General features: G+C 69.6%; 22 protein-coding genes and 1 tRNA gene. 7 read left to right on the forward strand and 16 right to left on the reverse strand.

Features of this window, described 5'->3' with window-relative positions:
- Positions 1–53: 53 nt before the first annotated feature.
- A complete protein-coding gene (locus AC4D12_RS00415; RefSeq protein ID WP_490947814.1) occupies positions 54–1,688 on the reverse strand; it encodes a DHA2 family efflux MFS transporter permease subunit in 1,635 nt (544 codons plus the stop codon).
- Between the two features lie 113 nt (positions 1,689–1,801).
- Here AC4D12_RS00415 and AC4D12_RS00420 point away from each other — a divergent pair.
- Positions 1,802–1,877, forward strand: a tRNA-Ala gene (locus AC4D12_RS00420).
- 150 nt (positions 1,878–2,027) lie between these two features.
- Positions 2,028–2,408 carry a hypothetical protein gene (locus tag AC4D12_RS00425; RefSeq protein WP_490947815.1) on the forward strand — a complete coding sequence of 127 codons (381 nt, stop codon included), beginning with the start codon at positions 2,028–2,030 and terminating at the stop codon, positions 2,406–2,408.
- A gap of 506 nt (positions 2,409–2,914) precedes the next feature.
- Here the strand turns inward: AC4D12_RS00425 and AC4D12_RS00430 are convergent.
- From AC4D12_RS00430 to AC4D12_RS00470, 9 genes are all read right to left on the reverse strand, one after another.
- Positions 2,915–3,811, reverse strand: coding sequence for a GNAT family N-acetyltransferase (locus AC4D12_RS00430; RefSeq protein ID WP_490947816.1), 897 nt, complete (start codon positions 3,809–3,811; stop codon positions 2,915–2,917).
- A 185-nt stretch (positions 3,812–3,996) separates the two neighbouring features.
- Positions 3,997–4,470: a DUF5684 domain-containing protein gene (locus AC4D12_RS00435; RefSeq protein WP_490947817.1), complete on the reverse strand. Its 474-nt coding sequence runs from the start codon at positions 4,468–4,470 to the stop codon at positions 3,997–3,999.
- A 57-nt stretch (positions 4,471–4,527) separates the two neighbouring features.
- Positions 4,528–4,809 (reverse strand): hypothetical protein, encoded by a 282-nt coding sequence (locus AC4D12_RS00440; RefSeq protein ID WP_490947818.1) that lies wholly within the window; start codon positions 4,807–4,809, stop codon positions 4,528–4,530.
- Positions 4,810–4,881: 72 nt separating this feature from the next.
- The gene (locus AC4D12_RS00445; protein ID WP_490947819.1) at positions 4,882–5,304 is read right to left on the reverse strand and encodes a type 2 periplasmic-binding domain-containing protein; all 423 of its coding nucleotides are present in this window, start codon (positions 5,302–5,304) and stop codon (positions 4,882–4,884) included.
- Positions 5,305–5,454: 150 nt separating this feature from the next.
- Entirely contained in the window at positions 5,455–6,138 is a 684-nt protein-coding gene (locus tag AC4D12_RS00450; RefSeq protein ID WP_490947820.1) for a hypothetical protein, read from the reverse strand.
- Positions 6,139–6,200: 62 nt separating this feature from the next.
- Complete coding sequence (locus AC4D12_RS00455) at positions 6,201–7,043, reverse strand: cytochrome c oxidase assembly protein (protein ID WP_490947821.1); 843 nt, start codon at positions 7,041–7,043, stop codon at positions 6,201–6,203.
- Positions 7,030–7,452 (reverse strand): DUF2243 domain-containing protein, encoded by a 423-nt coding sequence (locus AC4D12_RS00460; protein WP_490947822.1) that lies wholly within the window; start codon positions 7,450–7,452, stop codon positions 7,030–7,032. The genes AC4D12_RS00455 and AC4D12_RS00460 overlap by 14 nt, the downstream gene beginning before the upstream one ends.
- Before the next feature lie 251 nt (positions 7,453–7,703).
- Complete coding sequence (locus tag AC4D12_RS00465; protein WP_490947823.1) at positions 7,704–7,934, reverse strand: hypothetical protein; 231 nt, start codon at positions 7,932–7,934, stop codon at positions 7,704–7,706.
- A gap of 63 nt (positions 7,935–7,997) precedes the next feature.
- Positions 7,998–8,402: a hypothetical protein gene (locus tag AC4D12_RS00470; RefSeq protein ID WP_490947824.1), complete on the reverse strand. Its 405-nt coding sequence runs from the start codon at positions 8,400–8,402 to the stop codon at positions 7,998–8,000.
- 130 nt (positions 8,403–8,532) lie between these two features.
- Here AC4D12_RS00470 and AC4D12_RS00475 point away from each other — a divergent pair, with 130 nt between their 5' ends.
- Positions 8,533–9,591 carry an alpha/beta fold hydrolase gene (locus tag AC4D12_RS00475; protein WP_490947825.1) on the forward strand — a complete coding sequence of 353 codons (1,059 nt, stop codon included), beginning with the start codon at positions 8,533–8,535 and terminating at the stop codon, positions 9,589–9,591.
- 19 nt (positions 9,592–9,610) lie between these two features.
- On the opposite strand, the gene AC4D12_RS00480 is transcribed toward AC4D12_RS00475, so the two are convergent.
- The 4 genes from AC4D12_RS00480 to AC4D12_RS00495 all read right to left on the reverse strand — a co-directional run bounded on the left by AC4D12_RS00480 (position 9,611) and on the right by AC4D12_RS00495 (position 12,892).
- Positions 9,611–10,366 carry an ANTAR domain-containing protein gene (locus AC4D12_RS00480; protein ID WP_490947826.1) on the reverse strand — a complete coding sequence of 252 codons (756 nt, stop codon included), beginning with the start codon at positions 10,364–10,366 and terminating at the stop codon, positions 9,611–9,613.
- 91 nt (positions 10,367–10,457) lie between these two features.
- Entirely contained in the window at positions 10,458–10,733 is a 276-nt protein-coding gene (locus AC4D12_RS00485; protein WP_490947827.1) for a hypothetical protein, read from the reverse strand.
- A gap of 129 nt (positions 10,734–10,862) precedes the next feature.
- Positions 10,863–11,576, reverse strand: coding sequence for a class I SAM-dependent methyltransferase (locus AC4D12_RS00490; RefSeq protein WP_490947828.1), 714 nt, complete (start codon positions 11,574–11,576; stop codon positions 10,863–10,865).
- Positions 11,577–11,590: 14 nt separating this feature from the next.
- Positions 11,591–12,892 carry an alpha-hydroxy acid oxidase gene (locus AC4D12_RS00495; RefSeq protein ID WP_490948750.1) on the reverse strand — a complete coding sequence of 434 codons (1,302 nt, stop codon included), beginning with the start codon at positions 12,890–12,892 and terminating at the stop codon, positions 11,591–11,593.
- A gap of 114 nt (positions 12,893–13,006) precedes the next feature.
- Here AC4D12_RS00495 and AC4D12_RS00500 point away from each other — a divergent pair, with 114 nt between their 5' ends.
- Positions 13,007–13,714 (forward strand): FadR/GntR family transcriptional regulator, encoded by a 708-nt coding sequence (locus AC4D12_RS00500; RefSeq protein ID WP_490947829.1) that lies wholly within the window; start codon positions 13,007–13,009, stop codon positions 13,712–13,714.
- Between the two features lie 51 nt (positions 13,715–13,765).
- Positions 13,766–14,278, forward strand: a complete 513-nt coding sequence (locus AC4D12_RS00505; RefSeq protein WP_490947830.1) for a mycothiol transferase — start codon at positions 13,766–13,768, stop codon at positions 14,276–14,278.
- On the opposite strand, the gene AC4D12_RS00510 is transcribed toward AC4D12_RS00505, so the two are convergent.
- Positions 14,275–14,937, reverse strand: coding sequence for an alpha-ketoglutarate-dependent dioxygenase AlkB family protein (locus AC4D12_RS00510; RefSeq protein ID WP_490947831.1), 663 nt, complete (start codon positions 14,935–14,937; stop codon positions 14,275–14,277). The genes AC4D12_RS00505 and AC4D12_RS00510 overlap by 4 nt on opposite strands.
- 215 nt (positions 14,938–15,152) lie before the next feature.
- Here AC4D12_RS00510 and AC4D12_RS00515 point away from each other — a divergent pair, with 215 nt between their 5' ends.
- Both AC4D12_RS00515 and AC4D12_RS00520 read left to right on the forward strand, forming a co-directional pair.
- Positions 15,153–16,679 carry a glycosyltransferase family 2 protein gene (locus tag AC4D12_RS00515; protein WP_490947832.1) on the forward strand — a complete coding sequence of 509 codons (1,527 nt, stop codon included), beginning with the start codon at positions 15,153–15,155 and terminating at the stop codon, positions 16,677–16,679.
- 3 nt (positions 16,680–16,682) lie between these two features.
- Positions 16,683–16,904, forward strand: coding sequence for a hypothetical protein (locus AC4D12_RS00520; protein WP_490947833.1), 222 nt, complete (start codon positions 16,683–16,685; stop codon positions 16,902–16,904).
- Positions 16,905–16,920: 16 nt separating this feature from the next.
- On the opposite strand, the gene AC4D12_RS00525 is transcribed toward AC4D12_RS00520, so the two are convergent.
- Positions 16,921–17,742 carry a DUF1684 domain-containing protein gene (locus AC4D12_RS00525; RefSeq protein ID WP_490947834.1) on the reverse strand — a complete coding sequence of 274 codons (822 nt, stop codon included), beginning with the start codon at positions 17,740–17,742 and terminating at the stop codon, positions 16,921–16,923.
- Between the last annotated feature and the right edge of the window lie 55 nt (positions 17,743–17,797).

Below are 17,797 nucleotides of genomic sequence, written 5' to 3' on the forward strand. Positions count from 1 at the left end.
CCGGCGATGTCAACGGGGATGTCTTCGACGATGTCGGTGTCGCCGACGGTGGCTCACCGGGGGTGAGGCGCCGTCTCCCGCTCTCCGGAGCGTGACCTCTCCGAGGACGCTCCGGAGGGCCCGGCGGGTGTGTCCTGGGTCGGTTCGGGTGTGTCGTTCGAGGACGCCGGCGTTCCGGCGTTGGGCACCGCCGCTCCGGCATCGCTCGCCCATGCGGTGGTCTGCTGGGGCTTCGCGAAGAACAGAGCCGCGAGGAAACCGATGACGATGACGACGGCGGGTAGGTAGAGCGACTGCCCCATCGCCAGGGCGTACCCCGCCTTCGCCTCCTCCGGCAGTGCGGCGCCGGGGGTGGCGCTGACGCCGTCGCCACCGATGTTCGCCAGGAGCCTGGATTGCATCATCGCTCCGATGGCGGCGCTCCCCAGCACGGCGCCCATCTGCCGGGTGGTGTTGTACACGCCGGAACCCGCACCTGCGAGGGACGGCGCGAGGTTCCGCGTGGCGGTGAGGGAGACGGGCGCCCAGATGCCGGCGCTCGCCAGCCCGATGAGCGCGACGGGCAGCAGCACCATCCAGATGGGCACGTCAGCTGTCAGGATCGAGCCCATCCAGAACAGCGCGATCGACAGTCCGGCGAACGCGGCGATCGCCATGTACTTGGGATTGCTGCGCTGCACGTACTTCCCGACGAACGGTGCCAGCACACCGGAGATGATGGCCATCGGCGTGAGGAGGAGTGCGGCCTGCGTGGGGGAGAGGCCGCGGACCGTCTGCGCCCACAGCATGAGGGGCAGCGTCATGGTGGTGATGGCGAAGCCCATGGAGGTGATCGCCGTGTTACCGAGGGAGAAGTTGCGGTCCCTGAACAGGCTCAACGGCACGAGCGGCTCGCCCCGGTTGACCCGCTGCCACAGCACGAACGCGACGAGCAGCACGATGCCCGTGATGATCAGCAGCCAGACGGAGATGGGCCCGGCGATGGTGCCCCAGTCGTAACTCTCGCCCTCCTGGATGCCGAAGACGAGACAGAACAGGCCCGCCGCACTGAGGAAGACGCCGATCATGTCGAAGCGGTGCGACGTCGTCGGCAGGGTGGGGACGAGACGCGAGGCGAGGATGAAGCCGATCACGCCGATGGGTACGTTGATGAAGAAGATCCACTCCCAGCCGGCGGAGTCCACGATCAGCCCGCCGACGATCGGCCCGACGAGCGTCGCGATGCCCGCGACCGATCCCCACAGTCCCATGGCTGCGCCGCGGCGCTCTGGCGGGAAGATGCGCGTGATGACGGACATCGTCTGGGGCGTCATGAGGGCCGCCCCGAACCCCTGCAGCACGCGGGCGATGATGAGCGCCTCGACGGTTCCGGACAAACCGCACCACGCGCTGGCGAGGGTGAACACCACGAGCCCCACGAGGTAGATCCGCTTGGGGCCGAAACGGTCCCCGAGCCGGCCGGTCACGAGCAGCGGCACGGCGTAGGCCAGGAGGTACGCGCTGGTGACCCAGATGACGCTGTCGATCCCGGCGTCGAGCCCCGCCATGATGGCCGGCGTCGCCACCGAGACGATGGTGGAGTCGACGAGGATCATGAAGAAGCCGATGACGAGCGACCACAGGGCGGGCCATGGCCGGACGTCCGGGACCTGGGGTGCGGGGGTCCGCGCGGGGGAGTTGCTGGGCATGGGTCGAAGACTACGCCCGGTGCCTGACAGTCCGCGGACCGATCCCCGCACCCCGCGGCTTTGGGTGTCGGACGTCCTTCTGGGTACAGTGTTGGTGTTCAGAAGTGGTGTTCGGGGCTTTAGCTCAGTTGGTAGAGCGTTTCGTTCGCAATGAAAAGGTCGGGGGTTCGATTCCCCCAAGCTCCACCATCGGATGCGTGAAGAGCGCGGTTCCTCATCGAGGAACCGCGCTTTTCGCATGTGGGCCTGCTGACGCCGCTCGGAGCCTAGCGGGTCGACGGACCGTAGTTCCCAGGACGACGACGGCGTAGGGTGCGAGGCACGACGACGGGGGACACCATGACACAGCTCGAGGTCAGGACCATGAGAAGGTCCGACCTGTCCGCCCGACCGGACAGCGGCGTTCTTCGACGTGTGCTCCAGATCATCGCCGTAGGGTCATGGCTGCCGTTGGCCTGCTTCAACCTCTCACTGCTCGGCCATCGCCCGGCGGGCGGCCCTATCCTCGAGTTCCTCGTCGGCGCAACCATCATGGCGCTGCCCTGGCTGACGCTCTTCGCCTGCCTCAGCTTCTTCCTCGACCGTCGCTCCACGAGCTGGTGGGTCTGGCCGTCGAACCTGGCTTTCGTGACTCTCAGCATCGGCCCGTCCGTCTTCTACGGGTACCTGCACATCGTCGCGCTCACGCGGTTCATCGCCGCACAGGTGACGATCGGGTGATGACAGCGGCAAGCAACGGGCAATCCTGCGATCGATGCGAGCGCTCGAGATGAACCAGAGCTCTGCACCGCGGTATGGGAGCGACGTCGTGGTCCGTCCGTTCCGGGCGGAGGATCCGGTCATCCTGCGACAGGCCTGCGCCGCGAGCAACCTCGAGAAGCCGATCAGGGCATTCCCGAGGTCTCCGACCTCAACGTGCTCCCGCACCAACGCAGAGCGGGAATCGCAACGTGTCTGCTCGATCACCTCGAGCACGTCGCAGGGCAACGCTCACCTGTGATCGGATTGGGGGTGGGACTGTATGCCGATTACGGTGCGGCTCACCGACTATATGTAGGCCGCGGGTACGTCCCGGATGGTCAAGGCCTGATGTACGCGAACCGCGCAGTGCGGGCAGGCGAGAGTGTGGTGCTGGACGACAGCGCGACCTTGATGTTCACGAAACGGCTTGCCACCACCTCGTGAGTGGTCTTTCCTCGCCCCACGGACGGGGCAACGCGAAGGCGTCAGCCGGGACGCCTCCAGTCGGTGACGTCTGCGTGCGCCACGAAACCCGCCGCCAGGTAGGTTGCGACAGCAGCGGTGTTGGAGGCTTCCGCGCAGACGACGGCGCTCGAAGAGCCCATCCGACGAAGTGTGTCCACTGCTGCTCGGGTGATCGCCGTGCCGTACCCGCGACCACGGTGGTCCTGGTGCACCGCCAGCGGTTCGATGAGCCCGGGACGTCCCTCGTCGGCGGACCACACCGCCGCGACCGCCACGGCTGGCCCTTCACTGCACCGGAGGGCCAGGATGCGCGCGCCGCGGACGAAGGGGCTCATCGTCGCCAGACGCCACCCCTGCACGAAGCGTTGTCGGTCCTCGTCGGAGATCGGTGTGCTTCGGAAGGCGGACCAGTGGACAGCCACCCACTCAGCGGTCTGCGCTGGTTCGAGGATCTCGGTCCGAAGGGCCGAGGCGTCGGGCTCTGGTGAGAAATCGTGATGAAGCGGTGTCCACGGTTCGTCGTCGGACCAACCGTTCCGTGCGAGGTGATTCGTCAGAGCGGCTGCACCACGTGCCTCGATGGTTGCCGCTCCTGCTTGGAGGACGCCGGCCGAAGGGTCATCCACGTCGGCGGCGACGCGAGCGGCGAGAGCGTCATCACGGCACCGCGTCGGGTCGACGGCGAATCGCAGCAGGTCGGCACCGTCGAGGAGAGCGACAGCCAGGAGCGATCCGTCCTGGGACCACACGCGCATGGCGGCGGCGGTGGCGACCGGCCCCCTCAGGGAGTACCAGCCGAGATCGCCGGGATGTAGCTGCAGCGCCCCGCCGTCGTGGTGCCATGACCCCACCACACGGCCGATCTGACCGAGCTCGTCGATGCCCGGTGTTCGAAGGACGATGCCCACAGCCTTCACCTTCCTCCTTGACGGACCGCGCCGGGCCTAGCTGACGCGGCGGAATCGATACGGCGGAGCGATCCTGTGCCGCCGATCGCGGGCGATCAGCGGAACAGTACCGAGAGCAGAAGAGCGCGGCCCCTACGAGAGGTGCCGCGCTCTGTTGCATCCGGTCGATCTACCAATCAGTGGTCGAGCGTCGCTCAGGCCTGGTAGCTGCTCATCTGGGCGTTGGGAGCCTGGCTGAGCGGGAGGCGGGCTGCCTCGGTGCCGAGGTAGCGCGCTGAGCCGTACGAGAGGACGAAGTACATGATCACCGCGAAGAAGAAGATGAGGACAGCTGTCCCGACACCCTTACCGAAGACCTTCGCCAGGTTGATGGCGATCAGGACGATGAGGACGATCTGCACGACGGGGATGAAGGCCAGAAGGACGAGCCACGGCGAGAGCCCGCAGATCTGCAGGAGGACGACGATGTTGTAGACCGGGACGAAGGCCGCCCACGCGGGCCGCCCGGCCTTCTTGAAAATGCCCATCAGGGCCAGGCCGAGGATCAGGATCCCGAACACCGCGCTGATGAGTCCGCCGATTGCCGCACCCGCAGCCGCTGCGGCGTCGTTGGTGGTCGAGGTGGTCATCAGGGGAAGAGCGCCCGAGAGGGCGAGAGAAAGGGTCATGAAGCGAACAGTATGTGGAAGTTAATGAATCCGTGACGTGCTGCGGATAACCTGCGGCTACGCGTCCTTCGCCGGTTCCCCGCCGCTCTTCCGCTCCCAGGGCTTCGCCGCGAGGATCCGTGCCAGAGGCCCGAGCCAGGACATCACCACCAGCAGGGTGAACGTGCTGCTCAGGGACGATCCGATCGTCGTCGACGGCAGGAGTTGATGCACTCCCACGAGGATCGTCAGCACGAGCAACAGCTTCTTGATCCCGCTGAGCACGTGCGTGGGCACAGGACGGGGCCAGGGGGTGAAGTCGACGGTGTCGATGGTGCCCGGTTGGTCGTTCGAGCTCATGCGGCCCTCCTCAGGAGCATGGTGTGCACCTCCATTATCCACTCGGAGGTCCGCATCGGGCCGTTCGCCGGCCTATCCGACGTCGATGAGTTCGCTTCCGCCTGGGACGAGCTGATGGGTCTCCCTGGCTTCGAGGTCCGCGGCGTCCGCGATGACGTCGATCGCCACTCCGGATTCCACGGCGTCGGCCACCGCGGTCTCGAGCTCCTCCGTCACCTGGTCGAGGTGCCACCGGGTGGACTCGACGTCCGCTGCCGCCGCCGCCACCTTCCGCAGGTACGGGGAGAGGGCGAGGGCCAGGTAGGCGGGTTCCTCGTGGGCCAGCTGGAAGCCGCAGGCGCAGGCCCAGACGAGTTCGATGTCGGCGGGCCGTGCAGATTCACCGATGACGCCGTAGGGCGTCCCGCGGTAGGACGTCTCGCGCAGGACCATGGCGTCGCCGCAGTGGAGCGGAGCATCGGTGGCGGGCTGGGCTGCGTCGAGCGTCTGCGTCATGTCCTCATCGTCCTTTGTCCGTCCGCGAAGTATCACGGCTGATAGTTCACAAAACTAGTTATATGAGGAATGACCTACTTCTGTCCACCCGGCAGCGCCGTGACGAAGTGGCTGACGCCATCGGGCTCCCGCGGGTGTAGGCGGTTGTGGTCAGCCGACGGCCGCGAGGGTGGAGTTGACCAGCTCCTCCAGCTGGCCCTGCGTCCCTTCGGGCACCTCGCCCGTCGCGGTTCGGACGGCGGTGACGGAGAGGTACCCGCTGCTGCCGATCACGGTCATGGTCTGCTGCTCCCCGCCGTCACCCGAGGTCTGTCGGGTCACCGTCCCGTACGTCTCCTGTGCGTCGGTGCCGGCGTCGAGCGACTCGACGGTCTGGGTGACCTCGAAGCCCTGGGTCGTCAGTGTGAAGGTGGCACAGGTGTCGAGCGCCTCCGTGCTGGCGGTGAGCCGCTCCTCGGTGAACGCGGTGTCGTCGGACGAGGCCACCGAGACGAGGGTCTGGACGGCGTCGCCCTCCGCGCCCGAGACCCCGGTGGCGTACCCCGCGTCCTCAGGGACGTCGAAGCTGTTGGACACGTAGACGCTGCACTCCTCGGGAGTGATCGTCACGCCTTCGAGGAACGCCTTGGACTGCGCCATGCCCTCCGCGAGATCGGCGGTGGGAATCACCCTCAGCGTCTCCCCGTCCGCGTCCGTGACCTCCCCGAGGAACCCGGACAGCTCCTCCGACGAGTAGGTCCGGCTCGCATGTGCCTCCTCCGAGGGCGTGGAGCAGGCGGTCAGGGCGAGGAGGGTGGCGAGAGCGAGACCGGCGACGGTCAGGGGGCGGGGCATGGAGGTCCTTCGGGTGGATGTCGGTCCGTGACTCCGGCAAGGCTAACAACACAGCCCGATGGTCAGGCCAGGCGCTGGGGAGAAGCGACCACTGCCGGCTGGAGCCGGCGCCCCGTCCGCCGGTACACCTGCGCGCAGAGCACCACGAGCAACAGTGCGTGCGCGGCGTCGCCCCCGTAGTACATGAGCTGCGCAGCCTGCTCCGTGTCGGCGGGGAGCCCCGGCCGCTCCGCCACGCCGTAGAGATGCTTCGCGACCACGCCGTGCGCCGCGATGGATGCGACCACCACCGCGCAGCGCAGCCAGGGTGCTGCGCGGTGCGGGTTCGGATCGGGGCCGACGACGGCGTAGGCGAACAGGGCGCCGGACGCCAGGAAATGCAGGTGCAGGAGCGGTCCCAGCACCGGGCGGTGCAGCATCGCGAGGCCCGAGCCGTCCCAGTAGAGCGCGGCCATGGGCCCGGTGGTCAGCACGGCGGCGGTCACGGGATGCGTCATGGCCCTGACCGGTAGGGACCGCGCGATCCTGCTGATCCGCCGTCCGGCATGCGCCGGCACTGCACGGAGGATCAGCGTGACGGGCGCGCCGAGCACCAGCAGCACCGGGGCGATCATCGCGAGCACGACGTGCACGGCGGTGTGCGTGGTGAGCGAGCCGGCGGCGTGGTTCGCCACGGGGCCGGTGGTGACGGCGACGCCGAGGCCCACGCCTGCGAGCCACGACGCCGTCCTTCCGGGCGGCCAGCTGCCGCGCCCCCGCAGGGCGGCACCCCTGCCGGCGAGCGGGTAGAGGACCGCCAGCGCGACCCAGAGCACCATCCAGAGGACGACGACGGTGGCCTCCCCGGGCAGCCCGGCGCCGGACCCCGGCGGCAGCGGATGCCCGTGCGGGTCAGGCACCGCCACGGGTGGACCTCGCCGTGCGTCGGAGCCCGAGGAGCATCAGGGCGCCGGCGCCGAGGATCACCAACGCGGAGAGGTTCCACACGAGGTCGTACGGCAGCAGGTCCACGCCGTACCGCACTTGATGGAGGCCGAGCGCCTTGTGCTGCACCAGGCCGTCGTACAGCTGGAATGCGCCGACGCCGAGGAGGATGCCCGCAGCCCAGGTACGCAGGTGCAGGATGCCGCGGCGTCGCAGGTCGGCGAACAGGAAGAGGGACGCCACCGTGGCGAACCAGCTGAAGGCGTGGAAGACGCCGTCGGACACGAGCCCCGCGGCCGGCGTGGACCGGTCGTAGAAGTGGTGCCAGTGGAGGAGCTGATGGAACACGGTCTCGTCCACGAAGGCGACGATCCCGAGGCCGAAGAGCACGCCGACGAGGACGTTGCGCCGCGTTGCCTCCTGCGGGGAGGACAGGCCGGGGCCCGGCCGGGAGTCGCCGGGCCGCGCGCCCGACGAACGGGAGGATGACGTGATGGTGGCCCCCTGGGACGTCGGTCAGCCTGCTCGGCATGGTCTACCGATCAGCGTTGCAGGGCCGGCGGATCGCGTCCATCGCACACGTGCGTCCGTCAGGGGGCTTGCGCAGCCCGGCGAAGATGCTCATGGCGCGCGGAGTCCGCTCACGGTGCGGATCGGCCGTCGGTGTCGAGGCGCCGGAGTATCCGCTCCCACACGGACGCAGGCGGCGGCGGTGCGGGGGAGTCGGGGTCGTTCAGGCGGAACAGGTCCGCGCGGACCACGGCGACGGCGGACTCGCACTCCGGGCAGGCGCGGACGTGGCCGCGTTCGCCGTCGTCGACCTCCTCGCCGAGCGCGAGCAGCGCGGCCGTACCGCGATCCACATGCTGCACGCTGCTCCCCGCGGTAGTGCGGGGCGCACACGCGGCCCGCAGGCCGGACGGACACCGCCCGGCTTACGCTCTTCGTTCGGCGCGGACGCCCGGATGGTCCGGCCCGCCCGGAAAGACCGGCGACGTCGGTCGTGCCGGGGACACACGGGCGATGGACGCGGTGATCGGCCCGCCGAGGAGCCGATGCCGGTCCTCCCACCAGTCCGCGGTGTCAGCAGGGGGCGCGGCACGCTGCGGAAGCGCCACGACCACGCCATTGCGCCCGGGGTGGGCCAGGATCATCCGGAGGACGGCGAGGAGTGCGGTGGGGAGGGAGACGAGGACGGCGACTGCGATGGCGTACATGGCCAGCGCTGCGTGCAGCGGCGAGTGGTACAGACCCTCGAGGAGTGCGGCGCTGCCGAGCCAGACCCACAGCCAGAACAGGCCGATGACGTAGAGCAGCGTCCGTGCACGCCTGTATCGCAACGCATGACGAATTCGCCCACGCTCCATGTGTGTCTCCCCAGACTGATGAATCGGGTCCGCCCCAGCGGGACCCTGCCTGAATAGTAGTCCCGGATTCAGGCTTTGCCGCCGTCCGGTATCAGAATGAGACGTGGCAGAAACAGGGCGGTCGGAGCACAGCCCGGACATCACTGTCCGGAGGGTCCACGGCGACGGCGTCTGGGCGCGTGTGAGCTCGGTGGGGGAGGCCGGAGGGCGCGCGTTCGTGCTGGTCTCGGGTATCGGGGTGTCCTCCCACTACTTCGAGCAACTCGCGCCCCACCTCCTGCGGTTCGGGCCGGTGCACGCGCTGGATCTGCCCGGGTTCGGCGGAGTGCCGCACGCGCGTCACGCCCTCTCGATCGCGCAGTTCGCCGACCTCGTGGCGAAGGCCGTCGAGGATCTCGGGCTCGAGGACCCGGTGATCGTGGGGCACTCCATGGGCACCCAGATCTGCACCGAACTCGCGGCGTCCCGGCCGCAGCTCTCCACCCTCGTGCTGATCAGCCCGGTGATCGAGGCGACGGCGCGCTCCGTGCCCGTGCAGGCCTTCCGCTTCCTGAGGGCGGGTCTGCGGGAGCCCTTCCGGGTGAAGCTGCTCGCCGTGGTCGCGTACCTCACGTGCGGATTCGGCTGGTTCCTGAAGATCCTCCCGCGCATGATGTCCTACCGCATCGAGGAAGCGGCCGCCCGCGTGCGGGCGTCCACGCTCGTCATCCGCGGTGAGCACGACGCCGTATGTCCGCGCCCCTGGGTCGCACAGCTCGGCCGGACGTTCCCCGCGACCGCCGGCGTCGTCGAGATCGAGGGAGCCGCCCATTCGGTGATGCACGCGCACGCCCGTGAGGTCGCCGAGCTCTGCATCCGGCACGCCACGGGAGGGCCCGCGGCGGTCGCCCCTGCCCCCGTCTCCACTGCGGCGGACGACGGCGGGGACGGTGCGCCGAGCGCCACTGCGGCGGACGACGACGACGCCGTGACGGCCATCGCCGTCGTCCCGGCACTGCCGAAGGAGGACGCCGACCTCGCTGTGACCGAGGCCGCCCGGGCCGTGATGGACGAGGTGGAGGGCGTGGCCATCGAGTTCAGGGGTAACGCGTCCAGTGATGACCGCCTCGTCGAACGCGGCCGCGAGCAGCAGGCCGAAGCGCGGTCGAGGGGCCGCACCTAGGAGGGGACGGGTGCCGCCGTCAATCGATGAAGTGGGTGCGCACGGGGTCCTTCTGCCCGAGGGACATCAGCAGGTCGGCTGCGAGGTCCCGGAGCTTCAGGTTGCGGCCCTGGGACGCCGTGCGGAGGATCGCGATGGCTTCGTCCTGGGTGCACCGGTTCTGACCCATGATGGCGCCGACCGCCAGATCGATGGTGGTGCGTGACTGCATGGCGGCGGTCATGTGCGCGGCCTTGTCGTCGAGCGCGGCGATCCGGACGGCCAGGCGCAGGGACTTCGATGCGTCGCGGGCGATCCCCTCCGCCACGGCGATGCTCCGCGCTTCGAAGGCGTGCGGTTCGAGGGAGTAGAAGTCGAGGCCCGCGCTCGCCCCCGAATCCAGCCGGATGGGGATGCCCAGCGCCGATCGGACCCCATGGCGGGCGATCGCCTCCCGGTACGCGGGGAAGCGGGTCTCCAGGAGGAAGTCCGGCACGTGGACGGTGTGGTCTTCGCGGGCCGCGAGAAGGCAGGGCCCGTCGTCGAACCCGTACTGCACCTCGTCCATGAGTTGCGCCCGCTCGCTGCTGCTCGCCACGGTGGCCATCGATCTCGGCCGGAGGAGCGTGACGCCGCAGAACACCTCGCCGTGATCGACCGAGAACGCCTGCGCGGCGACGGTCACCAGGCCGTGGAGGAACTCGTGCACATCGGCGCTGTCCAGCACCATGTCCTGCAGCAGGGCGGTCATCCGGTCAGCGGATGCCTGGACTGCGAGTTCGCCTTCGTCGGGCACGGGCGGTTCCTTCGTCGAACGGTCAGCTCATGCGGAGTGGGAGAAGAACCGGGTGGTCCTTGGACAGGAAGAACCCGCGTCGACCCGGGGGTCAGGACGACGCGGTGTTCCGGGATTCTTCGTCCACGGACTGCTGGTCGGACGCCGAGTCGGACGCCGAGTCGGACGCCGAGTCGGCGTCGCGACGGTCGAGCTCCTCGTCGAGCTCCTCGTGGCGGAAATCCGTCTCGGGATGTGTCTCGCCGTGATTGATGTGCTCGTGGTCGAGCTCCCGTTCGACCTTGCTGTTCAGTACTTCGACGTCGGGCAGGTCGAGGGACGTGAGGTCCTCGGGGAAGGGCTGTGAAGGGGTGAGTCGCGAGTCCAAGGGATCGCCTTTCTGGGTACGACGGAGATGACGGGCGGCTCTCGTCTGAACCAATGCCGAAGGCAGCACCGGGGGCTCATCCTACCCACTCCGGGACGACGTGGAGCCACAGCCCCTGTGACGCCAGCGTCAGAGGGCCGCCGGCGCCGTCAGCGTGTGGAGCAGGTAGCCGTAGGTCAGGGACGTCCGGTGAGGGTGATCGTCGAGCCAGGGGTGGGCCGCGCCCCCGGGGAACTCCATCCCCACCACGTCGGCGAGGTCGCCATGGGATCCGAAGGTCCAGCTGCTCATCACCTGTCGGCTCGTTGCTCCCTGTGCACGCCACCACTTCAGGATGAAGGCGCCCGGACCCTGGTGTTCCGCGGCGTCCTCGGCCCGCAGCAGCTCGGCGAACTCGCCCTCACGCTGGTCGTTGTCGATCACCACCAGCGTGCCGCCGGGCCGGAGGACCCGCAGGACCTCGGCCAGTCCGCCTGAGCAGTCGTTCGTGGGCGAGGGGAAGAAGTAGGCGAAGCGGGCGTGCACCACGTCGACGCTCGCGCCGGGGAGCGGGATGTGTTCTGCCGACCCGTGGAGCACCTCGGCCCCGCCCGGCCTGCCGCGCGCCGCCTCGAGGAGGGACTCATCGGGTTCCACCCCGTACACCCGCCGGGCCTCCCCGGCATAGAGCGGAAGCCAGTACCCCGTGCCGCAGCCGAGGTCGAGGAGGTCCCTGCCCTCCCACGGGCCGGCGGCCCGGAGAGCGCGCCACAGCGAGCCCTCGTGGTCGATCGCGGCGTTCTCCTTCTCGTAGAGCGCGGCGTTCCGGCCCTGGTTCCAGGCCCTGATGAAATCGGTGAACACAGTGCGTGCCGGGATCAGAGGGACATGGCCGCCGCGGGCAGGTCCGTGCGCACCGCGGCGTTCACCGATGCGTCGCCCAGCAGGCGCACGTGGTCGGGGGTGAGGTCCTCGATCCGGTTCACGCCGAGCAGCTGCATGGTGCGGGCGGTCTGCGTCCCGAGGATCTCGATGGTGCGGTCCACACCCTTCCGCCCGCCGGCCATCAGTCCGTACAGGTACGCCCGGCCGATGAGCGTGAAGTCGGCCCCGAGCGCCATGCCGGCGACGATGTCACCGCCGCTCATGATCCCTGTGTCGAGGATGATCGCCGTCTTGCCCTTCAGCTCCGCCGCGACGTGCGGCAGGAGGTGCAGGGGCACCGGTGCTCGGTCGAGCTGCCGGCCGCCGTGGTTGGACAGGATGATGCCGTCGGCGCCGTGGTCCACGGCCTTCTTGGCGTCGTCGAGCGTCTGGATGCCCTTCACCACGAGGTTGCCCTTCCAGACGCTGCGCAGCCAGTCGAGGTCCTCGAAGGTGAGCGTGGGGTCGAACATCGAGTTGATGAGGTCCGCCACGGTGCCCGAGTAGCGCGAGAGCGAGGCGAAGGAGAGCGGCTCGTGCGTCAGGAAGTTGAACCACCACGCCGGCCGGTAGGAGGCGTCGAGCACGGTCTTCAGCGTCAGGGCGGGAGGGATGGTCATGCCGTTCCGCACGTCGCGCAGTCGCGCACCGGCGACGGCGGTGTCCACCGTGACCATGAGGGTGTCGTTCCCCGCGGCGGCTGCCCGCGCGATGAGCTCCATGGAGCGCTCGCGGTCCGTCCACAGGTACAGCTGGAACCAGTTGCGCCCGTTCGGCGCGGCGGCGGCGACGTCCTCGATGGACGCCGTACCCATGGTGGAGAGCGTGTACGGGATGCCGGCGGCCTCGGCGGCACGGGAGCCGGCGTATTCGCCCTCGGACTGCATCATCCGGGTGAAGCCGGTCGGGGCGATACCGAAGGGGAGCGCCGAATCGCGGCCGAGGATCGGCGTCACGGTGCTCACGGTCTGGACGTTCCGCAGGATGCCCGGGCGGAACTCGAGGTCCAGGAAGGCCTCGCGGGCACGCCCGAGGGAGATCTCCGCCTCGGCTGCGCCGTCCGTGTAGTCGAAGGGTGCGGTGGGAGTGCGGCGCTTCGCCATGTCGCGGAGGTCCCAGATGGTGTTGGCCCGCTTCAGCCGCGCCGCCGCGCTGAACTCCGGTTTCTTGAACTGCATGAGCGGCGCGAGGTCGGCGACCTTCGGGACGCGGCGTTTGAGGGCGGGAGGCACGGAGCTGCTCGAGGGTGTCTGCATGAGGGGCCTTTGCTCGTCGTCGGGCGCGGCGCACACGAACGCCGGGAACCGCCGGAGCGGTCTGGCCACCGATCCTACGACCTGTGGTCCGACCACACAAGCTATGCTGGCCGCATGCGTAACCATCAGGTCGTCTCGGCCTGGCTCGAGCAGGAACTGGCTGCCGGACGCCTGGCCGTAGGCTCCCGCCTCCCCGGCGAGCGGGCGATGGCCGAGCAGCTCAACATCTCCCGGGCGTCCGTACGCGAGGGCACCCGGGTGCTGGAGGCGCTCGGCGTCGTCCGCGCGGGGGTGGGATCCGGCCCCAGCGCGGGCACCGTGATCACCGCGAACCCGGCACTCGCCCTGGACTCCGCACTCCGCCTCCACGTGGCCAGCACGCACCTGCCGGTCGCGGACATCGTCCAGACACGCGTGCTGCTGGAGACCTGGGCGGCCGCCCACGCCTCACCGGACTCGCCCTCCCTCGCCGATGCCGCGCGGCTCCTCGACGAGATGGACGGGCACGACGACGGACCGGCCCGCTTCCTGGAACTCGACGCGCTGTTCCACGTGGCGCTGGCCGGCGCCGCCGGGAACGTGCTGATCGGCGCCATGATGGGTTCGCTCCGCGGTTCCATCCAGGAGTACACGCAGCGCCTCACCGAGGGTCTCCCCGACTGGTCCGCGACGTCGCAGCGATTGCGGGGGGAGCACAGGAGCATCCTCGAGGCGGTGACGGCGGGCCGGGGCGCAGGTGCGGCCACCCTCGTCCGGGAGCACATCGAGGGCTTCTACCGCGAGTCCGGCGTCACCCGCGACGCCACGCGCACCGACGCCTAGACTGCGGGCAGTGCGCCGACCGGCGCGGCGGGCGAGCGGAAGGAATCAGCCATGACATCGGTGGACGTGCTCACCGAGGCCCACGGACGCGTGCCGGACCTCGTCCGCGGCGCCCTCGAGGGCCTCGACGCCCGGGAGCTCGCCGAGCGGCCCGGCGGTACCGGCAACTCGATCGCCTGGCTGATCTGGCACCTCACCCGCGTGGAGGACGACCACCTCGCGGACGCCTTCGGCCACGACCAGGTGTGGCTCGCCCACGGCTACGCGGACCGCTGGGCGCTGGAGCTCGATCCCGAGGACACGGGCTACGGCCACACGCCGGAGCAGGTGGGCGCCGTGACCGTGAGTTCCGCCCAGCAGCTGCTCGACTACTTCGGCGCCGTCCATGCGCTGACCCTCAGCCTGATCGCGGGGCTCGACGACGAGGACCTCCGGACGGTGGTGGACGAGCGCTGGGACCCACCGGTCACGCTGCTGGTGCGGCTGGTCAGTGTGGTGGACGACGCCGTGCAGCACGCGGGCCAGGCGGCCTACGCGCGGGGCATGATCCTCGCCGCACGCTAGGACAGGCCGGTTCGGCGCACGGTGATGTTGAGCCGGCCGTCGAGACCGAGATCGGGGGGCGACGTACCCGGGAGCGTGCGGAGCACACCGTGGTAGGCGAAGCGCGACGCCCCGCCGAACACGAACAGGTCACCCGACTCCAGTTGGACGTCCTGCCACGGCCGGTTCCGGTTCGTCGTGTTGCCGAAGCGGAACACGCATGATGTCCCGAGGCTGAGCGAGACGACGGGAGCGTCGATGCGCTCCTCCCGGTCCTGATGCATGCCCATGCGGGCGTCGTCGTCGTAGAAGTTGATCAGCGCCGCGTCCGGCTCGTACGTCTCCGCGGCACCGGCGTCGATGGCGGTCTCCACGGCGCTGCGGGCCAGCGTGCGCAGCACGTCCGGGAAGGGGGCGACGGCGGCGCCCCCGACGTCATCGGCCGTGCGGCTGTAGCGGTAGGGCAGCCAGTGCCACCCGAGGCTCATGCTCCTGACCGACATGACGCCGCCGTGCGGCATCCGCGCCCTGCGCATCGGCACCGGCCCGCTCGCCCACGTGCGGCAGAGCTCCACGAGCGTGCGCTGCTCCTCGGGGTCCAGCCAGCCGGGTACGTGGACGGCGCCCGGGGCGAGCGTGCGTCGCGGCCGGGGGAGCAGGGCGTCCGCCGGATGGGTCATGATTCCATTCTTCCCCACATCTTCCCCTCGTCTTCGGTGTCCGCACCGGGCGCTCGGTAGCCACGCCGTTTGTTGCGGGTTTCTTCGGACTTCCCGCGGGGCCCGATCAAGGCTGCGACGAAAGACTCGTCAGGACGCCGGGGAGACCGGGCGAAACCAGACCCGGCGCTCGGATCGAGCCGCCATCGACTGCCTATCAGGGGACACGAACCGCGATGACACTGCAGGGGACACGACACAGTGACGGCGCACCGGCCGTCGAGGACGAGACGCACGACGACGCGACGCCGCCGACTTACCGCTCACGGGGCAAGCTCGACCGCGTGGTCGGTCTGGTGATCGCAGCGATCGTCCTGGCCGCCGCCGGTCTCCTCTGGCTCGCCGTCGCGGCCCAGGGGCCCGACACCTCGATCTCCGAATCGAGGGACGCCGTGATCGGCGTCTGGAGCGTGCTGTACAACTCCGAGGCTCCCGAGGCCGGCGTCATCCTCGCCGCGATCGCGCTGGCGCTCCTCACGGCCGCCGGCCTCGCCGTCGTCGAACGCCGCATCGCCATCTCCTCGCGCCGCTCCGTGGACTCCGGCCACCGCCCCCTGGCCCCGAAGATCGTCATGGCCTCGAACCGCGGCCAGTTCGCCGGCGAGGTCACCATCACGGTGCTGATCCCCGCTCACAACGAGGAGGCGTCGCTCCCGCAGACCATCGCCTCTCTCAAGACGCAGTCCCACCGGCCCGAGCGCATCATCGTGGTCGCCGACAACTGCACGGACGCGACCGTCCGCCTGGCCCGCGAGGCCGGCGTGGAGGTCATCGAGTCCGTGGGTAACACGAAGAAGAAGGCCGGCGCCCTCAACCAGGCGCTGACGCTCGTGCTCCCGCATCAGGGTGACAACGACGCCGTCATGGTCATGGACGCCGACACCCAGCTCGACGACGACTTCCTCTCGCACGCTGCCATGCGCTTCGAGCAGGACCGCGCGCTCATGGCCGTCGGCGGCCTGTTCTACGGCGAGGAGGGGCACGGCCTGATCGGCCAGTTCCAGCGCAACGAGTACATCCGCTACGGCCGTCTCATGCGCCGCCGCCGCGGCCGCGTGTTCGTGCTGACCGGCACGGCGTCGCTCTTCCGGCCCGTCGCGCTCCGCACCATCGCCGCGAGCCGCGGAACCTCCATCCCGGGCACGCAGGGCGACGTGTTCGACACCGCCGCCCTCACCGAGGACAACGAGCTGACCATCGCCATCAAGTCCCTCGGCGGGCTCATGATCTCACCGCAGCAGTGCACCGTGGTCACGGAGCTGATGCCGTCGTGGCGGACGCTCTGGAACCAACGCCTGCGCTGGCAGCGGGGTGCCCTCGAGAACATCGGTGCCTACGGTCTCACCTCCTCGACCATGCGGTACTGGGCGCAGCAGCTCGGCATCGGCTACGGCGTGATCGCGCTCAGCGCCTACCTCGGGCTCATCCTCATCACCATCGTGGCCCTGCAGGAGTGGGTGTGGTTCCCGTTCTGGCTCGGCCTCGGCCTGCTGTTCACCGCCGAGCGCGTCATCACGGTGTGGAAGGGCGGCTGGAGGGCACGCCTGCTCGCCGCCACGCTCTTCCCCGAGCTCGTCTTCGACATGGTCCTCAACATCATCTACGTCAAGGGCATCATCGACATCTCCGTCGGCCGCCAGGCCGCGTGGAAGCACCTCGACCACGCCTCGTCCACCCGCACCCTCGAGTCACAGGAAGCCTGAGCCATGAGCCCCGCCATCATCGTCCCCGCCGGAATCCTCCTCCCGGAGAGTGTGCTGCACTCGAACCTCTTCGCCGTGCTGGCCGCCTTCGTGGCCATCAACACCGTGATCTACGCCTGCCTGGCGCTCTCGAACGTCCTGCCGAAGGTCTACCCCTCGGACTGGGTCACGAACCGCAACCGTCGCACCGAGACGCGCAGCATCTATCCCGACGCGAAGGCCTGACAGGAGCTCCACCAGCTCACCCCTCGCCGCCGGCGGGCACCTGCTCGCCGGCTTCGATGGGAGTGTCGATCCGGTTGCCGTCCACCGGCATGGGGCAGGTGCCGAACGGCGTGAAGGCGCTGGGGTAGTTGACCGAGCGGTTGAAGTCGATGACCACCGTGCCGTCCGGCCCGGGCCGGCCGGTCGAGACCTTCCGCCAGGGGGCGGTGCTCAGTCCGTTGGTGGTGTCGTGGAACGTGATCGCGAGGGACCCGTTCTCCTCCTGGACGGCCCGCAGACGATGCTGCCGTTCACCGCCCGGCAGCGTGAAGACGACATCGCCCGCGCTGACCTGTTCGCCGGACACCTCCGGGTGCGCCGTGCGGATCACCTCCGTGCGAGGCTCCGCGTAGGGCTCGAATCGGGCCGTGACCACGAGGTCGGGCGCGTGGTCGAAGACGGGCACCCGGGTGAAGCGAGCGAGCGTCGGGGCCTCTGCGTCCCTCGTCCTGATCGCGTAGCGCCCCGCGCGGCGCGCGAGCTCCACCACGATCCGCCGGCCGTCCCCGCCTCCGTGGGCCACCCACATCAGCGACTCCTCGTCCTCGAGCGCCACGATCAGAGCCCCGACCACGGGACGGTCCGTCGCGAGCTCCGTCAGGGCGTCGTCGGGCCCGGCAATGACCGACGCACCCTCCGGGTCCGCGGACCACAGCCCCGGCACGTGCTCCACCGGCGCGGGCTCTGCGCCGAGCCACTGGAAGGACGTCAGAGTCAGCCAGCCGTGCGGCTCGGCGAGTGCCGCATCCCGGGCCGCACGGAAACGGGTCCAGCTCTCCACTGCCGATGGTCGTGTCACGGTGTCCTCCTGGTCGACGGTGCCTGCACCGGTCAGAACCGGCAGCCGAGCCGGT

This window comes from Arthrobacter sp. TJ-266, assembly GCF_058269115.1.

Coding starts and splice junctions, on each gene's coding strand:
- AC4D12_RS00425 (WP_490947815.1), top strand. CDS start 2,028: ATGACACAGCTCGAGGTCAGGACCATGAGAAGGTCCGACCTGTCCGCC.
- AC4D12_RS00450 (WP_490947820.1), bottom strand. CDS start 6,138: ATGCCCCGCCCCCTGACCGTCGCCGGTCTCGCTCTCGCCACCCTCCTC.
- AC4D12_RS00510 (WP_490947831.1), bottom strand. CDS start 14,937: ATGACCCATCCGGCGGACGCCCTGCTCCCCCGGCCGCGACGCACGCTC.
- AC4D12_RS00505 (WP_490947830.1), top strand. CDS start 13,766: ATGACATCGGTGGACGTGCTCACCGAGGCCCACGGACGCGTGCCGGAC.
- AC4D12_RS00415 (WP_490947814.1), bottom strand. CDS start 1,688: ATGCCCAGCAACTCCCCCGCGCGGACCCCCGCACCCCAGGTCCCGGAC.
- AC4D12_RS00435 (WP_490947817.1), bottom strand. CDS start 4,470: ATGACCCTTTCTCTCGCCCTCTCGGGCGCTCTTCCCCTGATGACCACC.
- AC4D12_RS00440 (WP_490947818.1), bottom strand. CDS start 4,809: ATGAGCTCGAACGACCAACCGGGCACCATCGACACCGTCGACTTCACC.
- AC4D12_RS00495 (WP_490948750.1), bottom strand. CDS start 12,892: ATGCAGACACCCTCGAGCAGCTCCGTGCCTCCCGCCCTCAAACGCCGC.
- AC4D12_RS00500 (WP_490947829.1), top strand. CDS start 13,007: ATGCGTAACCATCAGGTCGTCTCGGCCTGGCTCGAGCAGGAACTGGCT.
- AC4D12_RS00520 (WP_490947833.1), top strand. CDS start 16,683: ATGAGCCCCGCCATCATCGTCCCCGCCGGAATCCTCCTCCCGGAGAGT.
- AC4D12_RS00515 (WP_490947832.1), top strand. CDS start 15,153: ATGACACTGCAGGGGACACGACACAGTGACGGCGCACCGGCCGTCGAG.
- AC4D12_RS00445 (WP_490947819.1), bottom strand. CDS start 5,304: ATGACGCAGACGCTCGACGCAGCCCAGCCCGCCACCGATGCTCCGCTC.